Origin of the sequence: Chryseobacterium urinae (genome assembly GCF_030518295.1) — a bacterium.
Classification (GTDB): Bacteria; Bacteroidota; Bacteroidia; order Flavobacteriales; family Weeksellaceae; genus Chryseobacterium; species Chryseobacterium mucoviscidosis.
In genome coordinates this window covers 28,174-43,723 of record NZ_JAULSJ010000024.1, presented here as the reverse complement: position 1 = coordinate 43,723, position 15,550 = coordinate 28,174, and the positions used below count along the sequence as shown (strand labels likewise).

The following is a 15,550-nucleotide window of genomic DNA, read 5'->3' as shown; positions in this document are numbered from 1 at the left end:
TTTATTAATTAGATTGCAGAAGCTACATCTACAGAAGAATCAATTTTTTTGATGAGTCCCTGTAATGTTTTTCCCGGTCCTACTTCCACGAAGTTATTGGCACCGTCTTTAATCATATTCTGAACAGACTGCGTCCATTTTACAGGACCTGTAAGCTGTGCAATTAGGTTTTTCTTAATTTCTTCAGGATCAGAGATTGCAGTGGTAGTAATATTCTGATAAACCGGAATAGTTGCTTTTCTGAATTTTGTATTTTCTATTGCCGCCGCTAATCTTTCCTGTGCAGGCTGCATCAATGGGGAGTGGAATGCTCCGTTTACCGGCAAAAGTAAGGCTCTTTTTGCTCCTGCTTCCTTCAGTTTTGCACAAGCTTCTTCTACAGATGCTGTTTCGCCGGAAATAACCAACTGTCCCGGACAGTTATAATTTGCAGGAACAACAACTCCGCTGATTGCTGCACAGATTTCTTCCACTTTAGCATCTTCCATTCCTAAAATAGCTGCCATAGAACTTGGATTGGCATCACAGGCTTCCTGCATTGCTTTTGCTCTTTCGGAAACCAGCTTCAGACCGTCGTCAAAAGATAAAACTCCATTGGCAACCAATGCTGAAAATTCTCCTAAAGAATGTCCTGCAACCATTTCAGCTCCAAGACCGTTCACGGCTTTTAAAGCAGCAACCGAGTGGATAAAAATTGAAGGCTGGGTAACCTCCGTTTTTTTAAGATCTTCATCCGTTCCTCTGAACATCATCGAAAGGATATCAAACCCTAAAATTTCGTTGGCAGATTCCATCAGATCTTTGATGTCTTTTCTAGAATCGTACAACTCTTTTCCCATTCCTACGAACTGAGAACCCTGCCCTGGAAATACAAGTGCTTTCATGTATTAATTTAAAATATTATGCAAATATAATTATAATGTTAACAATATTCTTTAAAACACAATCAAATGATTAAGGAACCAATCTGATAACGCGGTACCCTGTGTTTACATAGGCTCCGTTTGCTTTGGACTTTACAAACTCAAATTTTGTGGCAAGCTGAGTCTGTACCTTATTCATCTGTTTGAAAATTTCTCCTTTTTTGTTTTCTCTGGTCAGCATATCATTCACAATATCAAAACCTACGATGGCAAATTTTGGAGGTGTTTTACAGTATTTATTTTTATAAGCGGCAAGAATTTCTTTTTCGAAGCTTCCTTCTGTATTGATCTTTCTGTCCATTAAATAGACAAGATTTGCCTGGCTAAGATCATCTACTTTTTTCTCGAAAACCGGAGCGTAATGCATACTGAAAGCTTTTACTCCCTGAACTTCTTTGGATAAAGCGATTACTCTGTTGGCGAAAGCTTCACCTGCCGAATCACTATCACTTGCTAAAATCGCGATCACCGGAGCAGACTGTCCTGTCATCATATTTTTATCAAGCTGAATATCTGCTGATGAATTTACGATGGTGATGTTTGGATTTTTAAGCGTTTTTTCAAGACCGGCTTTAATGTAATTGGCATTTTCTTTTTTAGAATCTGCAACTATATAGATTTTCTGATCCGAGAACGCAGATTTCACTTCTTCTACAATTTTATCGGCATAGGTCTGATCGTTGGTTTCCACGATAATCAGGTTGCTGTAGTTGTACAATTCCGGAGAGTTGGCAAATGGTGCAACAATCGGGATTTTCTGGTTTTTCGTGAAGTCCAGAACATCTACAACGTTCGACTTGAAGAACGGACCGATAATTAAGTCTGTATTATCCGGATTTATCTGGGTTAATGAATTTCGGAACGAAGCTTCATTTCCTGAATCCACAATTTTTATATCTAATTTTTGTCCGTTTCTGGCATTTCTTTCAATAGCAAGTTTTGCTCCCGTAAGGAAATCTAAAGCCATGGTACGATATTGTGTTTCTCCTGTGCTGTAGCCAAAAGGAAGCATCATTACAACGCTTAAAGCATCACCATTTTTCTTTACATAGGCAGGATCCAGTTTTTTAATTTTTAAAACCATTCCTGTTTTTAGTCCTTTGGAAAGTTCAGGATTCAGCGCAATCAGTTCATCTATTGTAACTCCAAATTTATTCACAATCGAGAAAACGGTATCTCCCTGCTGAACAGTATAGGTTACATAATCGTCTTCCGAAGAAACCGTGTTCGATGAAGATTTTTCATTCCCTGAATCTACTTTGGTTTTCGGATTTGAATTTTCTTCAAAAATATCAGCTCCGGAATTTTTTGTTCCTGCTTTTTTTATTTTAATTGTTTCCCCCGGTTTTAATCCTTTTTCTTCCAATCCGGGATTCAGGGCAAACAATTCTTCTTTTGTAATATTGAACTGTCTTGAAATTCTGTAGTAATTGTCTTTCTGCTGTACAATATATTCGTCTTCCGAAGCTTTTATAGTGTGAGTTTCGGCAACAGTTTCAACAGTTTTTTCTACCGGAGAAGTATGTACGGCAATACTCTGTTCTCCGCCATATTTTTTAATGCTTTCAAGAGGCAGGGTAACTTCATCTCCGATCTTCATGTGAGCATCCAATTCAGGATTCAGTTTTCTGAGGTCTGTTTCGGATATTCTGTATTGTTTTGTGATTCCGTAGATGGTTTGTTTTGGCTGAAGAATTATTTTTCCAAGCTGAGAATTATTTACAGGCTTTGAAGCAGCAGGTGTTTTTGATGAAGCAGGAGCTGCTTTATCATTTTTTACTGTAAGAACATCTCCAAGCGCCAATTTACCGTCCTTCACTTTAGGATTTAGTTTTAGCAATTCTTCTACAGTAAGTCCGTATTTTTTAGCAATATTATAAGGAGTATCTCCTTTTACAACGGTGTGCGATTTCTGGGCAGACATACCCAAAACCATACATAAACTGGATAGAATAAAAAACCTCTTTATCATATTCGGTGATTATAAATGCAAAAATACTTCTTTAAAATTAAATGGCAATAATTATTGGTTTTGAAAAGACTTTCTGTTAACATTCAGAGTGTTACTTTGGGATAGAATTGAATTTCTTCGTTATGCTCCGAATAATAGATCTTTCAGTTTCAGAATTATTATCCTAAGAATTTCAGAACATCTTTTTTGTAGACGAAAGAGAAGAATTTTTCTGCATCATTTCATTTATTTTTAAAACGCAATAATAGATTCTTTATCCTTAATAAGCAATAATTATAAATTCTGATTTTTCTATTTCTATTTTTTCTAAACAAAAATCTAACCACTGATATCCATGATCTGCAAAAAATACGCTAAAATTATAAACTCTTTCCTGCCAATTCTTAGAAGGATTTACATCTAAAAACAGTTTTTCCAGTCTTTCCATCAATTCGCTTTTTTTAATCTTTTCTGCATGAAGAAGACGTTTTTTCATTCTTTTAAATGATTTCAACTGTCTTATTTCTTCGGCTTTCACCATATTTCCGAAAGATTTTTCGGTTGTTTCGGCGATATTTTTAAGTTCGGCAAACTGACTGATGAGTATATTTTCCTTTTGTTCCAACATTTCCAGAATGGAATTATCTTCCAGCATTTTATTGTTGATGACCGTCGTAAAGTTCTGGAAGAAATCTTCTACTTTAAGATTCAGTTTTTCTATTTTCCCGAGTGTTTTTTCTTTTAAAAACAGCATGGAATTTCGGGGAATCAGGATCGGAAAAGGAACATTTATGTTTGAAAAGTAATCTTTGAGTTCCAGCCAGTACATGATTTCTGCATTTCCTCCAATGTAAGCAAGGTTGGGAAGAATAGTTTCCTGATAAACTGGACGCATCAGTGCATTCGGACTAAATTTTTCCGGAGAATTTTCAAGTTCATTTAAAATTTCTTCTTTGGTAAACTGAATATTTTTATCTACCACAAAGTATTTCTGACCGTCAAAATCTATTCTGTCTCTCGTGTCCGAAAGGTAGAATAAATTAATTTCGCGCGGATTTACCTGAACTTTTCCGTATTTACGAGTTAAGAAATCTACTTTTTCCTTTGAGCTTTTATGGAGACTGAAGTTCAGCAGTTCATCTTTGAAGGTTTCTTTGACCTGATTTTTAAGAGCTTTAGAATCACCATCCAAAATCAGTAAGCCAAAATCTGAAAACAGTCTGTTGACTAAGATCTGGATTGCCTGAGTTAATGTATGTCCGGTTTTATAAGCTTCTTTCAGCATTAAAATCAGTTCCGTCCCAAAAACATAGTCTTTGAATTCTCTTTCAAATTCAGATATGAAAAATGTATCGTTAATTTCTATTCTTCCAACCGAACCGCCTGATTTTTCGTTGATTTCGTAAAATTTGTTCTCGGTTTTAAAATGGTTGATTTCCGCAAAATCGTGATCTTCGGAAGCCATCCAGTATACAGGAACAAAATTAAATTCAGGAAAATTTTCTTTTAGATAAGTACAGGTTTTAATGGTCTGCAAAATCTTGTATATAAAAAAAACGGGGCCTGAAAAGAGATTCAACTGATGACCGGTGGTGATGGTGAAGGTATTAGAAAGTCTTAAATGATCTATATTTTCATTCTGCCTTGAAGAAAGTTCAAGATGGGCAAGCTGCCTTTCTAAATTACCGGCTAAAATATTTCTCTGATCCGCCGTGAAAGAATTCTGTTTCTGCGCGATCTGTTTCTTAAAATGGTCTAAAGAAAATGTTTTTTCTTCAAATCCCTCGATATCATGATTTAAAAAATCTTTGATTAACTGAGGGATGCTTTGGATATCCTGAAAAGATATTTTTTTTATAGTTTTCAACTTGATATATATTTTAGTTGAACAAATACCATACGATTCCCAGATTCAGCCTAAAATCGTAGACCGGATAACTTGGAAATGCATATGCTTTGTTGTTAGAAAGGAAAGTTCCGACCTGTTGTCCTTCAATAAAAAAGAACATTTTTTTAACTTTCAGATTGAAATAAACATCGGCAATCGGCTGTCCTCCGATAGAAAATGAATTAGAACCCGGTAAGATGTATTCGTTAAGAATTGGAAAAAATTCCCGTGATGCAAATTTCGAAAAATAATATACTTTAATTCCTGTCTGAATTTCCGCCGCATTTTTAAAGGCTTTGGACTGGAAGAAGAAATTGGCACGACCTATAAAACTTGGTAACGGAAGCAAATCTTTGTTGGTTAAAACGTTCTGGAAGTGCAGTCTTGTATTTAAATGAAATTTACCATAGCTGAATGTAGCGTCACCTCCGATCTGCGAAATATTAACGGAACTTCCGCTTTGCTGAGGCATGGCAATAGCATCAAAGTATGTATAATTATCTATTCTGAAATAGTTCGCGAACAATTCTGTTTTGAACCACTTTAGTCCGACGCTTCCTCCAATTTCTGAGATGGTCTGGTTCTGGGCATTCTGAAAATAATAGTTGTAATTATTATACACAGAAGTATTCAACAGATAATTGAAGGACGGATAAGCGCTTTGAAAGTTTACTTTTGCATTCACAAAGTAATCTTTTACCGGCTCAAATTTCAGATTATTGGTTGTTTTTAAATAGGTTCCGAACTGGCTTCCGTTAGAAAATTCCAAAAATGAATTTAACTGGATTTTATCAAAAAGTTTAATCTGTAAGTTTCCGACTGCCCCGATTCGGCTTTCTTTAATTTCTGTAGGAATAACTAAAATCGGAAGTGTAATTTCATTGGAGCCAAATTTCAGCATCTGGTAACGGAGACCGGCATCAAGTTTAAATTTCTCATTGTCCCAAACCAGACTTACCGTATTGCTGAAGTTGTCTGAATATTTTTTTGAAGTAAGCGGAGCTCCTGTCACCAGTTCATCCGGAGCATCGTACCAGTAAGTTTCAGCGGAACTTTGGGCATAATAATATTTGTTTCCCTGATGAGAAATGGTATGTCTTATTTTAAAAGGAATTTTTTCTGATTTAAAAGGGGCAAACTGATGGGTTAAATAATATCTTCTATAGGAGTACTGGGAACTTGAAGAGGTAAGATTTACCTGCATATTCTGCCTGTTTCTTGAATTGCTGTCGCCGTTCTGAAATAAACTGTCGACTGCAATTCCACCATTTTCCTGATTGTTCACATTCTGATGGAGATAATGTGCAAACAATTCATAATTTCCGCTTTTTGAGACATAATGTCCTGTAAACAAAGTATTGTTATTGGATGCCAATGAATTTCTGTACATTCCCTGTGAACGTAATCCGCTGTATTCCAGAGAAAAATTAAATCTTTTTCCAATGTTCTGCGTGTAAGAAGATCTTAAAGCCGCTCCATTTTTCATTGCATTATGATAAATGAAGGTTGCGGTGGGGGTTTTTACGTCATAGTAATTGATATCATTAACGCCTAAAATCCAATATGATTTGTTGGTTGGTAATAGTGCTAAATTTTGTTCGGCATTCACTTCATATGTTAGCGGATTAAATCCTGCTCCTATGTTTGCGACCTGCGCTCTTCCAAAGTTATCTTTATTGTTATACTGAGAAAAAATATACGTTTTATCGAAAGTCATCACGGTATCAAAGACTTTCTTTTCAGAAAACTGCTTCTGATAGAGATAATCATTAATAGTTGGTTTAAATATTTTTAAAGAGTCTTTTTTCCCGGAATCGATAACGAGCGTGTCTTTATCTTTGGGAAGCTTATTGAAGTCTGTTTTGTTGACGACCTGGGCTTGAGCTGCTACACTCAGGAAAAATATGATGGAAAATAGGTATTTCATTTATTTTTATTGTAAAGCAAAAATAAGAAATAATAGGGAATAAAAAACCCCGCTTGAATTGCGGGGTTGATAAAAAATATTCAATTTAGTTTTTGAAATTAGTAACCAGGGTTTTGCTGGAAAGATGGAGTAACATTAATAGTTGATTGTGGAATCGGCCATTGCCATCTTGTATCTGCTGGCTGAATTGTTTGAACAACTGAAGCAGTACCGGTACCATCGACATTTGGTCCTTCACCAGTCCTCTGCATAGGAAGCCCCAATCTTTTGAAGGTATAATATCTATCATTTTCAAATGCAAGTTCAAGTCTTCTTTGAAGCATTATTTCATTAAATAAAGCTGTTCCAGTTAAAGTTGCAGGAGTGTACGGACTATATCTCTGTGCTTTCAAATTGTTAAGCAAGGAATTAGCAAGAGTCTCATTTCCTAATCTATATGCAGCTTCTGCAACATTTAAATATACCTCTGCAGTTCTTAAATATTTAACTTCTACAACATTTAGAGGAGTAGCTCCACCAGTATTAAATGCCCATTTAATAACATGGTTTCTTTGAACTCCTTGATATGCACTAGTTCTAATATAAGCTGTCTTTCTGATATCAGTTGATGTATATAAATCATTTAAAGATTTTGGAACAACGTATTCAGATCTAACACTTCCACCTGTAGAAGTCGCTCCCTGCTGATAAGCTACACCAACGGTTACGTTTTCCTGTGTAGAATTCAAAACTTTAAAAAGAACCCCATCAACATTGTTTGAAGCCCAAATATTCGTAAAAGTTGATCTGGTTCCAACACTAGATGATAATGAAATACTTTGATTTCCAGCAGAAACAGCATTATTATAATCTCCTTTATATAAATAAACTCTTGACAAAAGGCCATAAATTGCAGCTTTAGAAAACTTTGACTTATCAGACGGCGAGTCAGTTATATTATTAGCAGCAAAATTTAAGTCACTAATAATATTATCATAAACCTGAGCAACAGTTAGATTTCTAATGGTTGAGTTTTCAAGAGGGTTAAATTCTGTGATGTAAGGAATTCCCAATGAAGCATTAGCATCTGCAGATTGAGTAGGTATCTTACAATAAGCCCTAACCAAATCGAAGTGCGCTGCTGCTCTGATCGCTCTGGCGTTTGCTTCAATATTATTTCTAAAAGCACCCGCCGGAAGATTATTAATATAATATAGTGGCATATTTGCTCTTGAAATAACAAAATAAGCCTGAGTAAATAACCCAGTAACAGAGCCATTATTTGCTGAGAAACTCCAGTTGTAAGCAGTAAAGTTTGACCCTCTACCTTGAGGGTTGTAAATTAAATTATCAGTTGTTAAATCAGGAACGATAATCTGGTTTCCAGTATCTACTGAAAAATATCCACTCCCCTTAATTGCTGAATAGGCACCGTTAATAGCCTGAGTGAAGTTGGCCTGACTACTTCCATCCATAGCTTTATCCAATGGAATCTGGCTAAATGATGTTTGATCTAATTCTCTTTCACATGAAGATAAAACACCTAGTGTGAAAACACTTAATATTGCTATTTTAATTAATTTATTTTTCATAATCTTTAACCAATTTTAAAATTGTAATTCAACACCGAAAGTTACAGTTTTTTGAGTAGGATAAGTGTATAATGTATACGATCCTGGAACATCAGTATTACCTTCACCCGAACCTATGGCAACCTCAGGATCTCCTTGGAATTTAGTCCATAGAACAAGATTTTGAGCCTGTGCGTAAACTCTAATTGAGTTTAAAGGAATTTTCTCTCCTAAGAAATTTTTATCAAAAGTATATCCTACATTTAAACTTCTAAATCTAATATAATCTGTTTTCTGCAAGAAATAATCTGTCATCCAAATACCATCTGGATTAGGTGCAGGAAGAACATTTGTATCTCCAGGATTTCTCCAATAATTTACAGCATCTACAGATTTGTTAGTGTTAAATTGTGATGGGTCTAATCTATTTAGAGCCTCATTATTTACAGCATAGCCACCAAATTTATAGGTAAAATCAGCAACAATACTGAAATTCTTGTATGAGAATGTAGCTCCAAATCCACCAAAAAATTTAGGATAAGGCGACTTATCTTTAATATCCTGAATATCTGCCGTTGAATAAAAATTTGTCACCCTTCCTTCTGGCAAATCATAGAATGTCTCTCCCGCATTAGCTGTAGTTCTATTTGTAAAATATAAAGCTTCTCCATTATTAGGATTTACACCTGCATATCTTACCATTCTGAAATAATAAGGCATCTCTCCAACCTCCAGCTTATTATTGTTTCCAATATTCCTAGATGTTTCACCTTCTCTCAAAGCTAAGATTTTATTTTTGATATTAGAATAATTTCCTCTCAGCTGAATATTCCAATCTTGCTTTCTGATAATATCAGCAGAAAGATCAACTTCGATACCTTTATTTTCTAACTCTCCAGCATTTGAATAAGCTGTATAACTCCCTTGAACAGTAGCATTAGGAATTAGCTGTAAGAAATCGCTTCGCTTGTTAATAAAGTACTCAACTGATCCTCTAAATCTATCAAAATAATTAAAATCTAAACCAACGTTTGTGATTTTAACCTTCTCCCATTCCAATTGTCTACTTCCAATAGTTGTTGGAACAACCGTAGTTGCACTCGGCCCGTATAATCCAAATCCTACATAAGGTTGGTTTACATAGTCAGGAATAGCAGCATCATTACCCGCAATACCATAAGAACCTCTTAACTTTAACGCTCTTAAGTTTGGAATATCAATAAATGATTCTTTTGCGATGTTCCAAGCAGCACTTGCACTCCAAAATACGCCATATTGGTTATCCAAACCAAATCTCGAACTACCATCTCTTCTAATTGATCCACTTACCAAATATCTAGAATCATAATTGTAATCAGCTAATAACGCTAAGGCTGTTCTTCTGGTCTGTGTTCTTCCACCCGCAGTAGCAAATGGAGTAACCATATTACTTAGAATATCTAATCCTGGTGTTCTGTAATTTCTTCCAGTAGCAGTCATCGTATTAGTATCCTCTGTACTATATTCAAAAAATGCTGTTGCACTAACTTTATGTAAGCCAAACTTTTTATCAAAGTCTAGCCTTTGATTGGCTGTAAGATAGTATAAATCGTTATTTGACTGACTAACCTGACCATTTAATCCAAGAATAACATCAAGATATGAACCCGGTTCCAAAATAGATTTACCTTTTAGTTGCGCAAAAGTATTGAAAAGAGATGATCTGAATTTTAACCAATTGGTGAATTTATATTCTCCAAAAATATTAGCATTTATTCTAAGATTGCTATTATTTGATCTATTTCTCTGTAATGCCTCTAATACAGGGAAACCTGCACTTGTTGGATTATATGAACCATCCGGTAAAAATACAGCCTCATAAGGGTTTGCAGAATACATAAATCTAAATGGATTCTGAGCATTATTTAAATCTCTCTGATTTTGGGTCTGTTGATATTGTAAAGATGTATTGATTCCAATTCTTATTTTATCATTTAATTGGTTTTCAAAATTAAATCTTGCACTATATCTTTTTAAAGCATTTAGATATTGAATAATACCTGAATTACTATCATATCCTAAAGAATAGTAAAATAAACTTTTGTCGGTACCTCCATTTGCAGTAAAAAAATATGATTCTTCTGTAGAGTTTTTCAAAACATCTTTTTGCCAGTCGTGATTTTGAGCTGTTAATGTAGCAACCTCAGCATCTGTCCATGGAGTATTACCCACAAGAGGAGCTATTGCATTTTCATAAGCTAATTTCTGCCCAGCATCCATCATTTGGAAATTCATCTCCTTATCTGAAACCTTCCAAGAAGTTCCAAATCTAGACTCAAAGCTGTAGTTAGTTTTTCCTTTAGCTCCTCTTTTAGTTGTAACAACAATAACCCCCGCAGAAGCTCTTGATCCATATTGCGCAGTTGCAGCAGCATCTTTCAGAATTACTTGAGATTCTACATCACTTGGATTTAAAGCATTTAATTGAGCGAAAGTTGAATATTGACCATCAATAACAACTAAAGCACCAGTGTTAGAGAAGTTAGAAAAACCTCTAATTGTAATAGAGCCTGAACTACCAGGCTGTCCGCTAAGGGTTTGAGCAAAAACTCCAGGAGCTTTACCTTGCAACATATTTGTTAAAGATAAAGTATTTGACTGTTGTTTTAGCTCTTCACTACCAATAACAGACTGTGCTTGAGTAATCTCATCAGCTTTTTTTGTACGATAACCAGTCACTACCACTTCTTCAATATTTTTTTCTTTTGGAAGTGTATCTGACTTTGTTTTTTGTGCATAAGCAGTTTGGCCTAAAAAAAATAGTACTCCTGCACTTAAGACACGTAATTTCACATTCATATTAACAAATTTTAATATTTAAGAAAAACAAAAATGTTAATAAATTTTAACATTAACAACTTTTTAATGTTAAAAATTTAAAAAAAATAAAATCATTTATGTTAACCTTCAAAGTTATTTCATTTTAAAAAATAAAAAAAACAAATAACAACTAAATAAACTAAAAAAAATATCACAAAATTATAAAAATCATTAAAAATAATTTAAACTACTTAAAGTTATTTAAATTCAATACAAATTTAAATCACAAATAAAGTAAATAAGTAAATATTCACAATCTCAATATATTATAGATTTTTTTATAATTCCTAAATCTTTTTCTTTTAAAAATTGATAATTGACTATAATGCATTAGGAAAATTAGAGCCTGTTTAAATTTTGTTCAATAAAAGTTTTATAGCAGATAATTTGACCATGTTTTCCGATGTTTCCATTAATAACTCGTAATTTTTAGACAATCTCCTGTTATTATCAAACCATGCAAATGTACGTTCTACAATCCATCTTTTATGAACAGGCTTAAAGCCTGACTTTCTCTCGTCTGAACGCATGACAACCTTAATAAGATACCCAAATTTTTTCTTTACAGCCTCTATAACCTCTCCTCTGTAACTGCCATCAGCGAGAATAACTTTTACAGGACTTAAAAAGTAATACAGGGTTCTCATTAATAATTCCACCGCTTTACCATCATAAACGTTGGCTACAGTTACCATTATTGCTAATAGAAATCCGTTTTTGTCTACCATTATATGCCGCTTAATTGACTTCGTCGAATCTTCGATTTCCTTTTACTTTTTTGTTCCCGTCAAATCCGTTTAATGAAAGGTTATTTACCCATTTTACATTTTGGCTATCCATAATCCCTAAGCTTGGGGCTCTGTTTTGACCTTTGTTTAAACGTACTTTTTCTCGTAGTTGGGCTAGCAATAAATCAAAATCTTCAGCATCAGACCATTTATTGTAATAGTAGTAAACCAACTGCCATTTGGGAAAATCATTAGGCATCATACGCCATTGGCAGCCTGTTTTTATGACATATAATAACGCATTCCAAATTACCATAAGAGAATATTTTCTTTTTCGCTCTTTCAGATTCATCGTTTTCTTTATATATTGCCATTGGCTTTCTGTTAAATCTGTTGGGTACATTTTATTTTTTTTCAAATATCCAACCTCGGAAAACCTTTAACAAAATTTTTTATTAAAATTTAAACAGGCTCTAAGAATTTAAACTATAATTAAGAAATCAATAGATTGATTTTATTTAAGAACATTAAGCTTAAATCGCTTAACTTCTTAAAATAAAATCTTAATGTTTCAAATAGAAAAATGGCTAAAAGTCAAAATATATTAAGCTGTACAGAACAAGTCCGCGTAAGATTCAACGAAACAGATCCGTTGGGAATTGTTTGGCACGGACATTATATCGTTTATTTTGAAGACGGAAGAGAAGCTTTCGGAAGACAGCACGGTTTAACGTATCTTGATATTCAGAAAGCGGGATTTGTAACGCCGATTGTAAAAAGCACCTGCGAACATTTTTTGCCTTTAAAATATGGCGAAACCTTTAGAATTGTCACAACGTTCGTCAATTCAAATTCTGCGAAATTAATTTACAAATACGAGCTTTTCAACGAAGAAAATAAATTGGTCTGTTCAGGTGAAACCATTCAGGTTTTTCTGGATTCCGACAACAATTTATGCTTGTATAATCCTGATTTTTTTCAGGAATGGAAAGATAAAATGGGACTCTGATGAAGAAAGAAGTTTACATTACAGACTACAACTGCGTCACGCCTTTAGGTTTTGATGTTTCTTCAAACTGGAATGCTCTTGTAGAAGGAAAATCCGGCGTAGGTTTACATAAAATCATCGAAAATCAGGAGCCTTTTTATGCTTCGATGATTGATTCTGAAAAATTAGATGATGAATTTAACAGATTTTTCAACTCCGCACAGAAGTCAGAGATTCAGCGTTTAGCCAATGGCAACATGAGCTTTACAAGGCTTGAAAAAATGTTTTTACTGAGCTTAAAACCTTTGGTTGAAAGACACTTGATTTCAGAAGAAACCGCTTTAATTCTATCTACCACAAAAGGAAATATCAGCTTGTTAAAAAATGAGAAGGCTTTACCGGAAAGCGTTTTTCTTTCCAATTTAGCTCAAAAAATAGCTTATTTTTTCGGATTTCCAACAAAGCCCATTGTGGTTTCCAACGCCTGTGTTTCGGGAGTAATGGCAATAAGTGTTGCCAAAAATATGATTCAGGCAGGAAAATATAAAGATGCTTTTGTCATTGCCGGAGACGAAATTTCAGAATTTGTGATTTCGGGTTTCAATTCTTTTCAGGCAATCGGAACCGAGATTTGTAAACCTTACGATAAAAACCGTGACGGAATCAATATCGGCGAAGCAGCAGCGGCGGTTTACATTACTTCAAAACGAGATGAGAACGAAAACTTTAGTTTTAAAATTCTGGGAGACTCTGCAATTAACGATGCAAACCATATTTCCGGACCTTCGAGAACAGGAGACGGATTGTTTGCAAGCATCAACAACGCAATGACAGAAGCTCAGCTTTCAGCAGAAAAAATAGACTTTATCTCCGCACACGGAACGGCAACCATTTATAATGACGAAATGGAAGCGATCGCTTTCAACAGAATGAATTTACAAAACATTCCTCTACATAGTTTAAAAGCCTATTACGGACACTGTTTGGGCGCATCGGGACTGCTGGAAAGTATCGTTTCCATGGAAAGTGCATTGCATAAAACATTAATTTCTTCTAAAAACTTTAAAGAAACAGGAACTTCCCAACCTTTGAACATTATCAGAGAAAACCAATCCGCAGAAATTAAATATATTTTGAAAACAGCTTCCGGTTTTGGGGGATGTAATGCAGCAATTGTTTTGGAAAAATGCTGAAAATAATTTTGTAATTTTATAAAATTAAAGTTTTAAAAATGGACTCCACCGTAGACATCAGAAAAAGAATTCACGATTTCATCGATATTGCCGATGAAAGAATTTTACGCATTTTCAAAGGAATTATTGATGCTGAAGAGGGAGATCAAGAATTAGAATCTTCAGATTATCCACAAGTTCCTGATTATATTTATGATCGGATTGAAGAAGAACGTGAAAAATATATGAAAGGAGAAGTAAAAACATCGAGCTGGGAAGAGGTTAAAGAAAGACTGATGAAAAAATTATGATTTACCACTTTTCTTTATCTTCAAAAGCTGAAGCCGATTTACTGGAAGCTGCATTATGGTATGAAAGTCAGCAAACCGGGCTTGGTGAAAAATTTATAAAAAAAGTTGAATCCTATTTTTTAAGAATTCAAAATCATCCATTTCACTTTCCCTTAAAAAAAGGAAACTTGCGTGAGGCTTACTTTCAGAAGTTTCCTTATGTTATCATTTATCAAATTATCGGGGATAATATTATTGTTTTTGTTGTTTTCAACACCCATCAAAATCCAACAAAAAAGCCTTAAACTTTATTCATGAAGAAAACAGACATCTGCAAAATAGAAAATTCAAAAATTGTTCTCAACAACGAGGTTATTTTTGAAACCCCGACTGCAAACTTCTCAGACTTTGCGAAAGAAGCCTATAAAAGTTTAGCATTGAATTATCCGAAATTTCATAAAATGGATCATTTAAGCAAACTCGCTTTTCTTGCCTCTGAAATGATTCTAAAAGACGGCGATCATCATAGAACAGCATTGGTTTTTGCTAATAAATCATCAAGCTTAGATACCGATTTTAAATATCAGGAAAGCATCAATTCTCAGGAAAATTACTTTCCGAGTCCTGCGGTTTTTGTGTATACTTTACCGAATATCTGCGTGGGTGAAATCAGCATCAGACACAAAATGCAGACCGAAAATGCGTTTTTTGTTTTGGATGAATTGGATGAAGAATTTTTAAACAATTATTCAGCACAGCTTTTACAGTCCGGAAAGACAGATAAAGTATTGTGCGGCTGGATAGAACTATATCAGGAAAGTTACAAAGCTTTTGTATATTTGCTGACATTATAAATTTGATAATTTGAAAATGCGCTGATTTGAAAATGTAAAATCATATCAATAAGGCATAACATTTAATACATTTTCAAATTGTCTCATTAACATATTTTCAAATTAATTTTATGGAAAACTTAAGAGAAGAATTAAAACACAAAATCGTAGAAGTTCTTAATTTAGAAGACGTTGCAGTAGAAGAAATCAAAGATACAGATCCTCTTTTTGGCGGTGGTCTTGGTTTGGATTCTATTGATGCGTTAGAACTTATCGTTCTTTTGGATAAAGAATACGGAATAAAATTAGCCGATCCGAAAAAAGGAAAGGAGATTTTTACGTCCATCGAAACCATGGCAAAATTCATCGAAGAAAACAGAACAAAATAATTCAATCTAACAATGTATCAATTTAGCAATATAGCAATATTGTTATGCTGTT

At 34.2% G+C, this 15,550-nt stretch carries 14 protein-coding genes; 6 read left to right on the top strand and 8 right to left on the bottom strand.

Annotated features, from left to right (window positions below; translation table 11 throughout):
* Positions 1-8 precede the first annotated feature (8 nt).
* The 8 genes from fabD to QWT87_RS14875 form a co-directional block, all read right to left on the bottom strand.
* Positions 9-884, bottom strand: a complete 876-nt coding sequence (gene fabD / locus QWT87_RS14910) for an ACP S-malonyltransferase (RefSeq protein WP_302716878.1) — start codon at positions 882-884, stop codon at positions 9-11.
* 70 nt (positions 885-954) lie between these two features.
* Positions 955-2,895 (bottom strand): LysM peptidoglycan-binding domain-containing protein, encoded by a 1,941-nt coding sequence (locus tag QWT87_RS14905; RefSeq protein WP_302716875.1) that lies wholly within the window; start codon positions 2,893-2,895, stop codon positions 955-957.
* Between the two features lie 259 nt (positions 2,896-3,154).
* Positions 3,155-4,741, bottom strand: a complete 1,587-nt coding sequence (gene bshC / locus QWT87_RS14900; RefSeq protein WP_302716873.1) for a bacillithiol biosynthesis cysteine-adding enzyme BshC — start codon at positions 4,739-4,741, stop codon at positions 3,155-3,157.
* 13 nt (positions 4,742-4,754) lie between these two features.
* Positions 4,755-6,689, bottom strand: coding sequence for a putative porin (locus QWT87_RS14895; protein ID WP_302716872.1), 1,935 nt, complete (start codon positions 6,687-6,689; stop codon positions 4,755-4,757).
* A gap of 98 nt (positions 6,690-6,787) precedes the next feature.
* Entirely contained in the window at positions 6,788-8,260 is a 1,473-nt protein-coding gene (locus QWT87_RS14890; protein WP_185207746.1) for a RagB/SusD family nutrient uptake outer membrane protein, read from the bottom strand.
* A 15-nt stretch (positions 8,261-8,275) separates the two neighbouring features.
* Positions 8,276-11,077, bottom strand: a complete 2,802-nt coding sequence (locus QWT87_RS14885; protein ID WP_185207749.1) for a SusC/RagA family TonB-linked outer membrane protein — start codon at positions 11,075-11,077, stop codon at positions 8,276-8,278.
* Between the two features lie 371 nt (positions 11,078-11,448).
* Entirely contained in the window at positions 11,449-11,826 is a 378-nt protein-coding gene (locus QWT87_RS14880; protein ID WP_302716869.1) for a transposase, read from the bottom strand.
* Between the two features lie 10 nt (positions 11,827-11,836).
* A complete protein-coding gene (locus QWT87_RS14875; RefSeq protein ID WP_302716867.1) occupies positions 11,837-12,229 on the bottom strand; it encodes a transposase in 393 nt (130 codons plus the stop codon).
* 180 nt (positions 12,230-12,409) lie between these two features.
* Here QWT87_RS14875 and QWT87_RS14870 point away from each other — a divergent pair, with 180 nt between their 5' ends.
* From QWT87_RS14870 to QWT87_RS14845, 6 genes are all read left to right on the top strand, one after another.
* Entirely contained in the window at positions 12,410-12,835 is a 426-nt protein-coding gene (locus QWT87_RS14870; RefSeq protein ID WP_302716866.1) for an acyl-CoA thioesterase, read from the top strand.
* Positions 12,835-14,007 (top strand): beta-ketoacyl synthase N-terminal-like domain-containing protein, encoded by a 1,173-nt coding sequence (locus tag QWT87_RS14865; protein WP_302716865.1) that lies wholly within the window; start codon positions 12,835-12,837, stop codon positions 14,005-14,007. Before QWT87_RS14870 ends, QWT87_RS14865 begins: the two co-directional genes overlap by 1 nt.
* 38 nt (positions 14,008-14,045) lie before the next feature.
* Entirely contained in the window at positions 14,046-14,297 is a 252-nt protein-coding gene (locus QWT87_RS14860; RefSeq protein ID WP_302716863.1) for an addiction module family protein, read from the top strand.
* Entirely contained in the window at positions 14,294-14,581 is a 288-nt protein-coding gene (locus QWT87_RS14855) for a type II toxin-antitoxin system RelE/ParE family toxin (RefSeq protein WP_302716861.1), read from the top strand. The genes QWT87_RS14860 and QWT87_RS14855 overlap by 4 nt, the downstream gene beginning before the upstream one ends.
* Positions 14,582-14,590: 9 nt before the next feature.
* Positions 14,591-15,130, top strand: a complete 540-nt coding sequence (locus QWT87_RS14850; protein WP_302716859.1) for a 3-oxoacyl-ACP synthase — start codon at positions 14,591-14,593, stop codon at positions 15,128-15,130.
* Positions 15,131-15,240: 110 nt separating this feature from the next.
* On the top strand, positions 15,241-15,498 hold the full coding sequence (locus QWT87_RS14845; RefSeq protein ID WP_116099687.1) for a phosphopantetheine-binding protein: 258 nt from the start codon (positions 15,241-15,243) through the stop codon (positions 15,496-15,498).
* Positions 15,499-15,550: the final 52 nt, after the last annotated feature.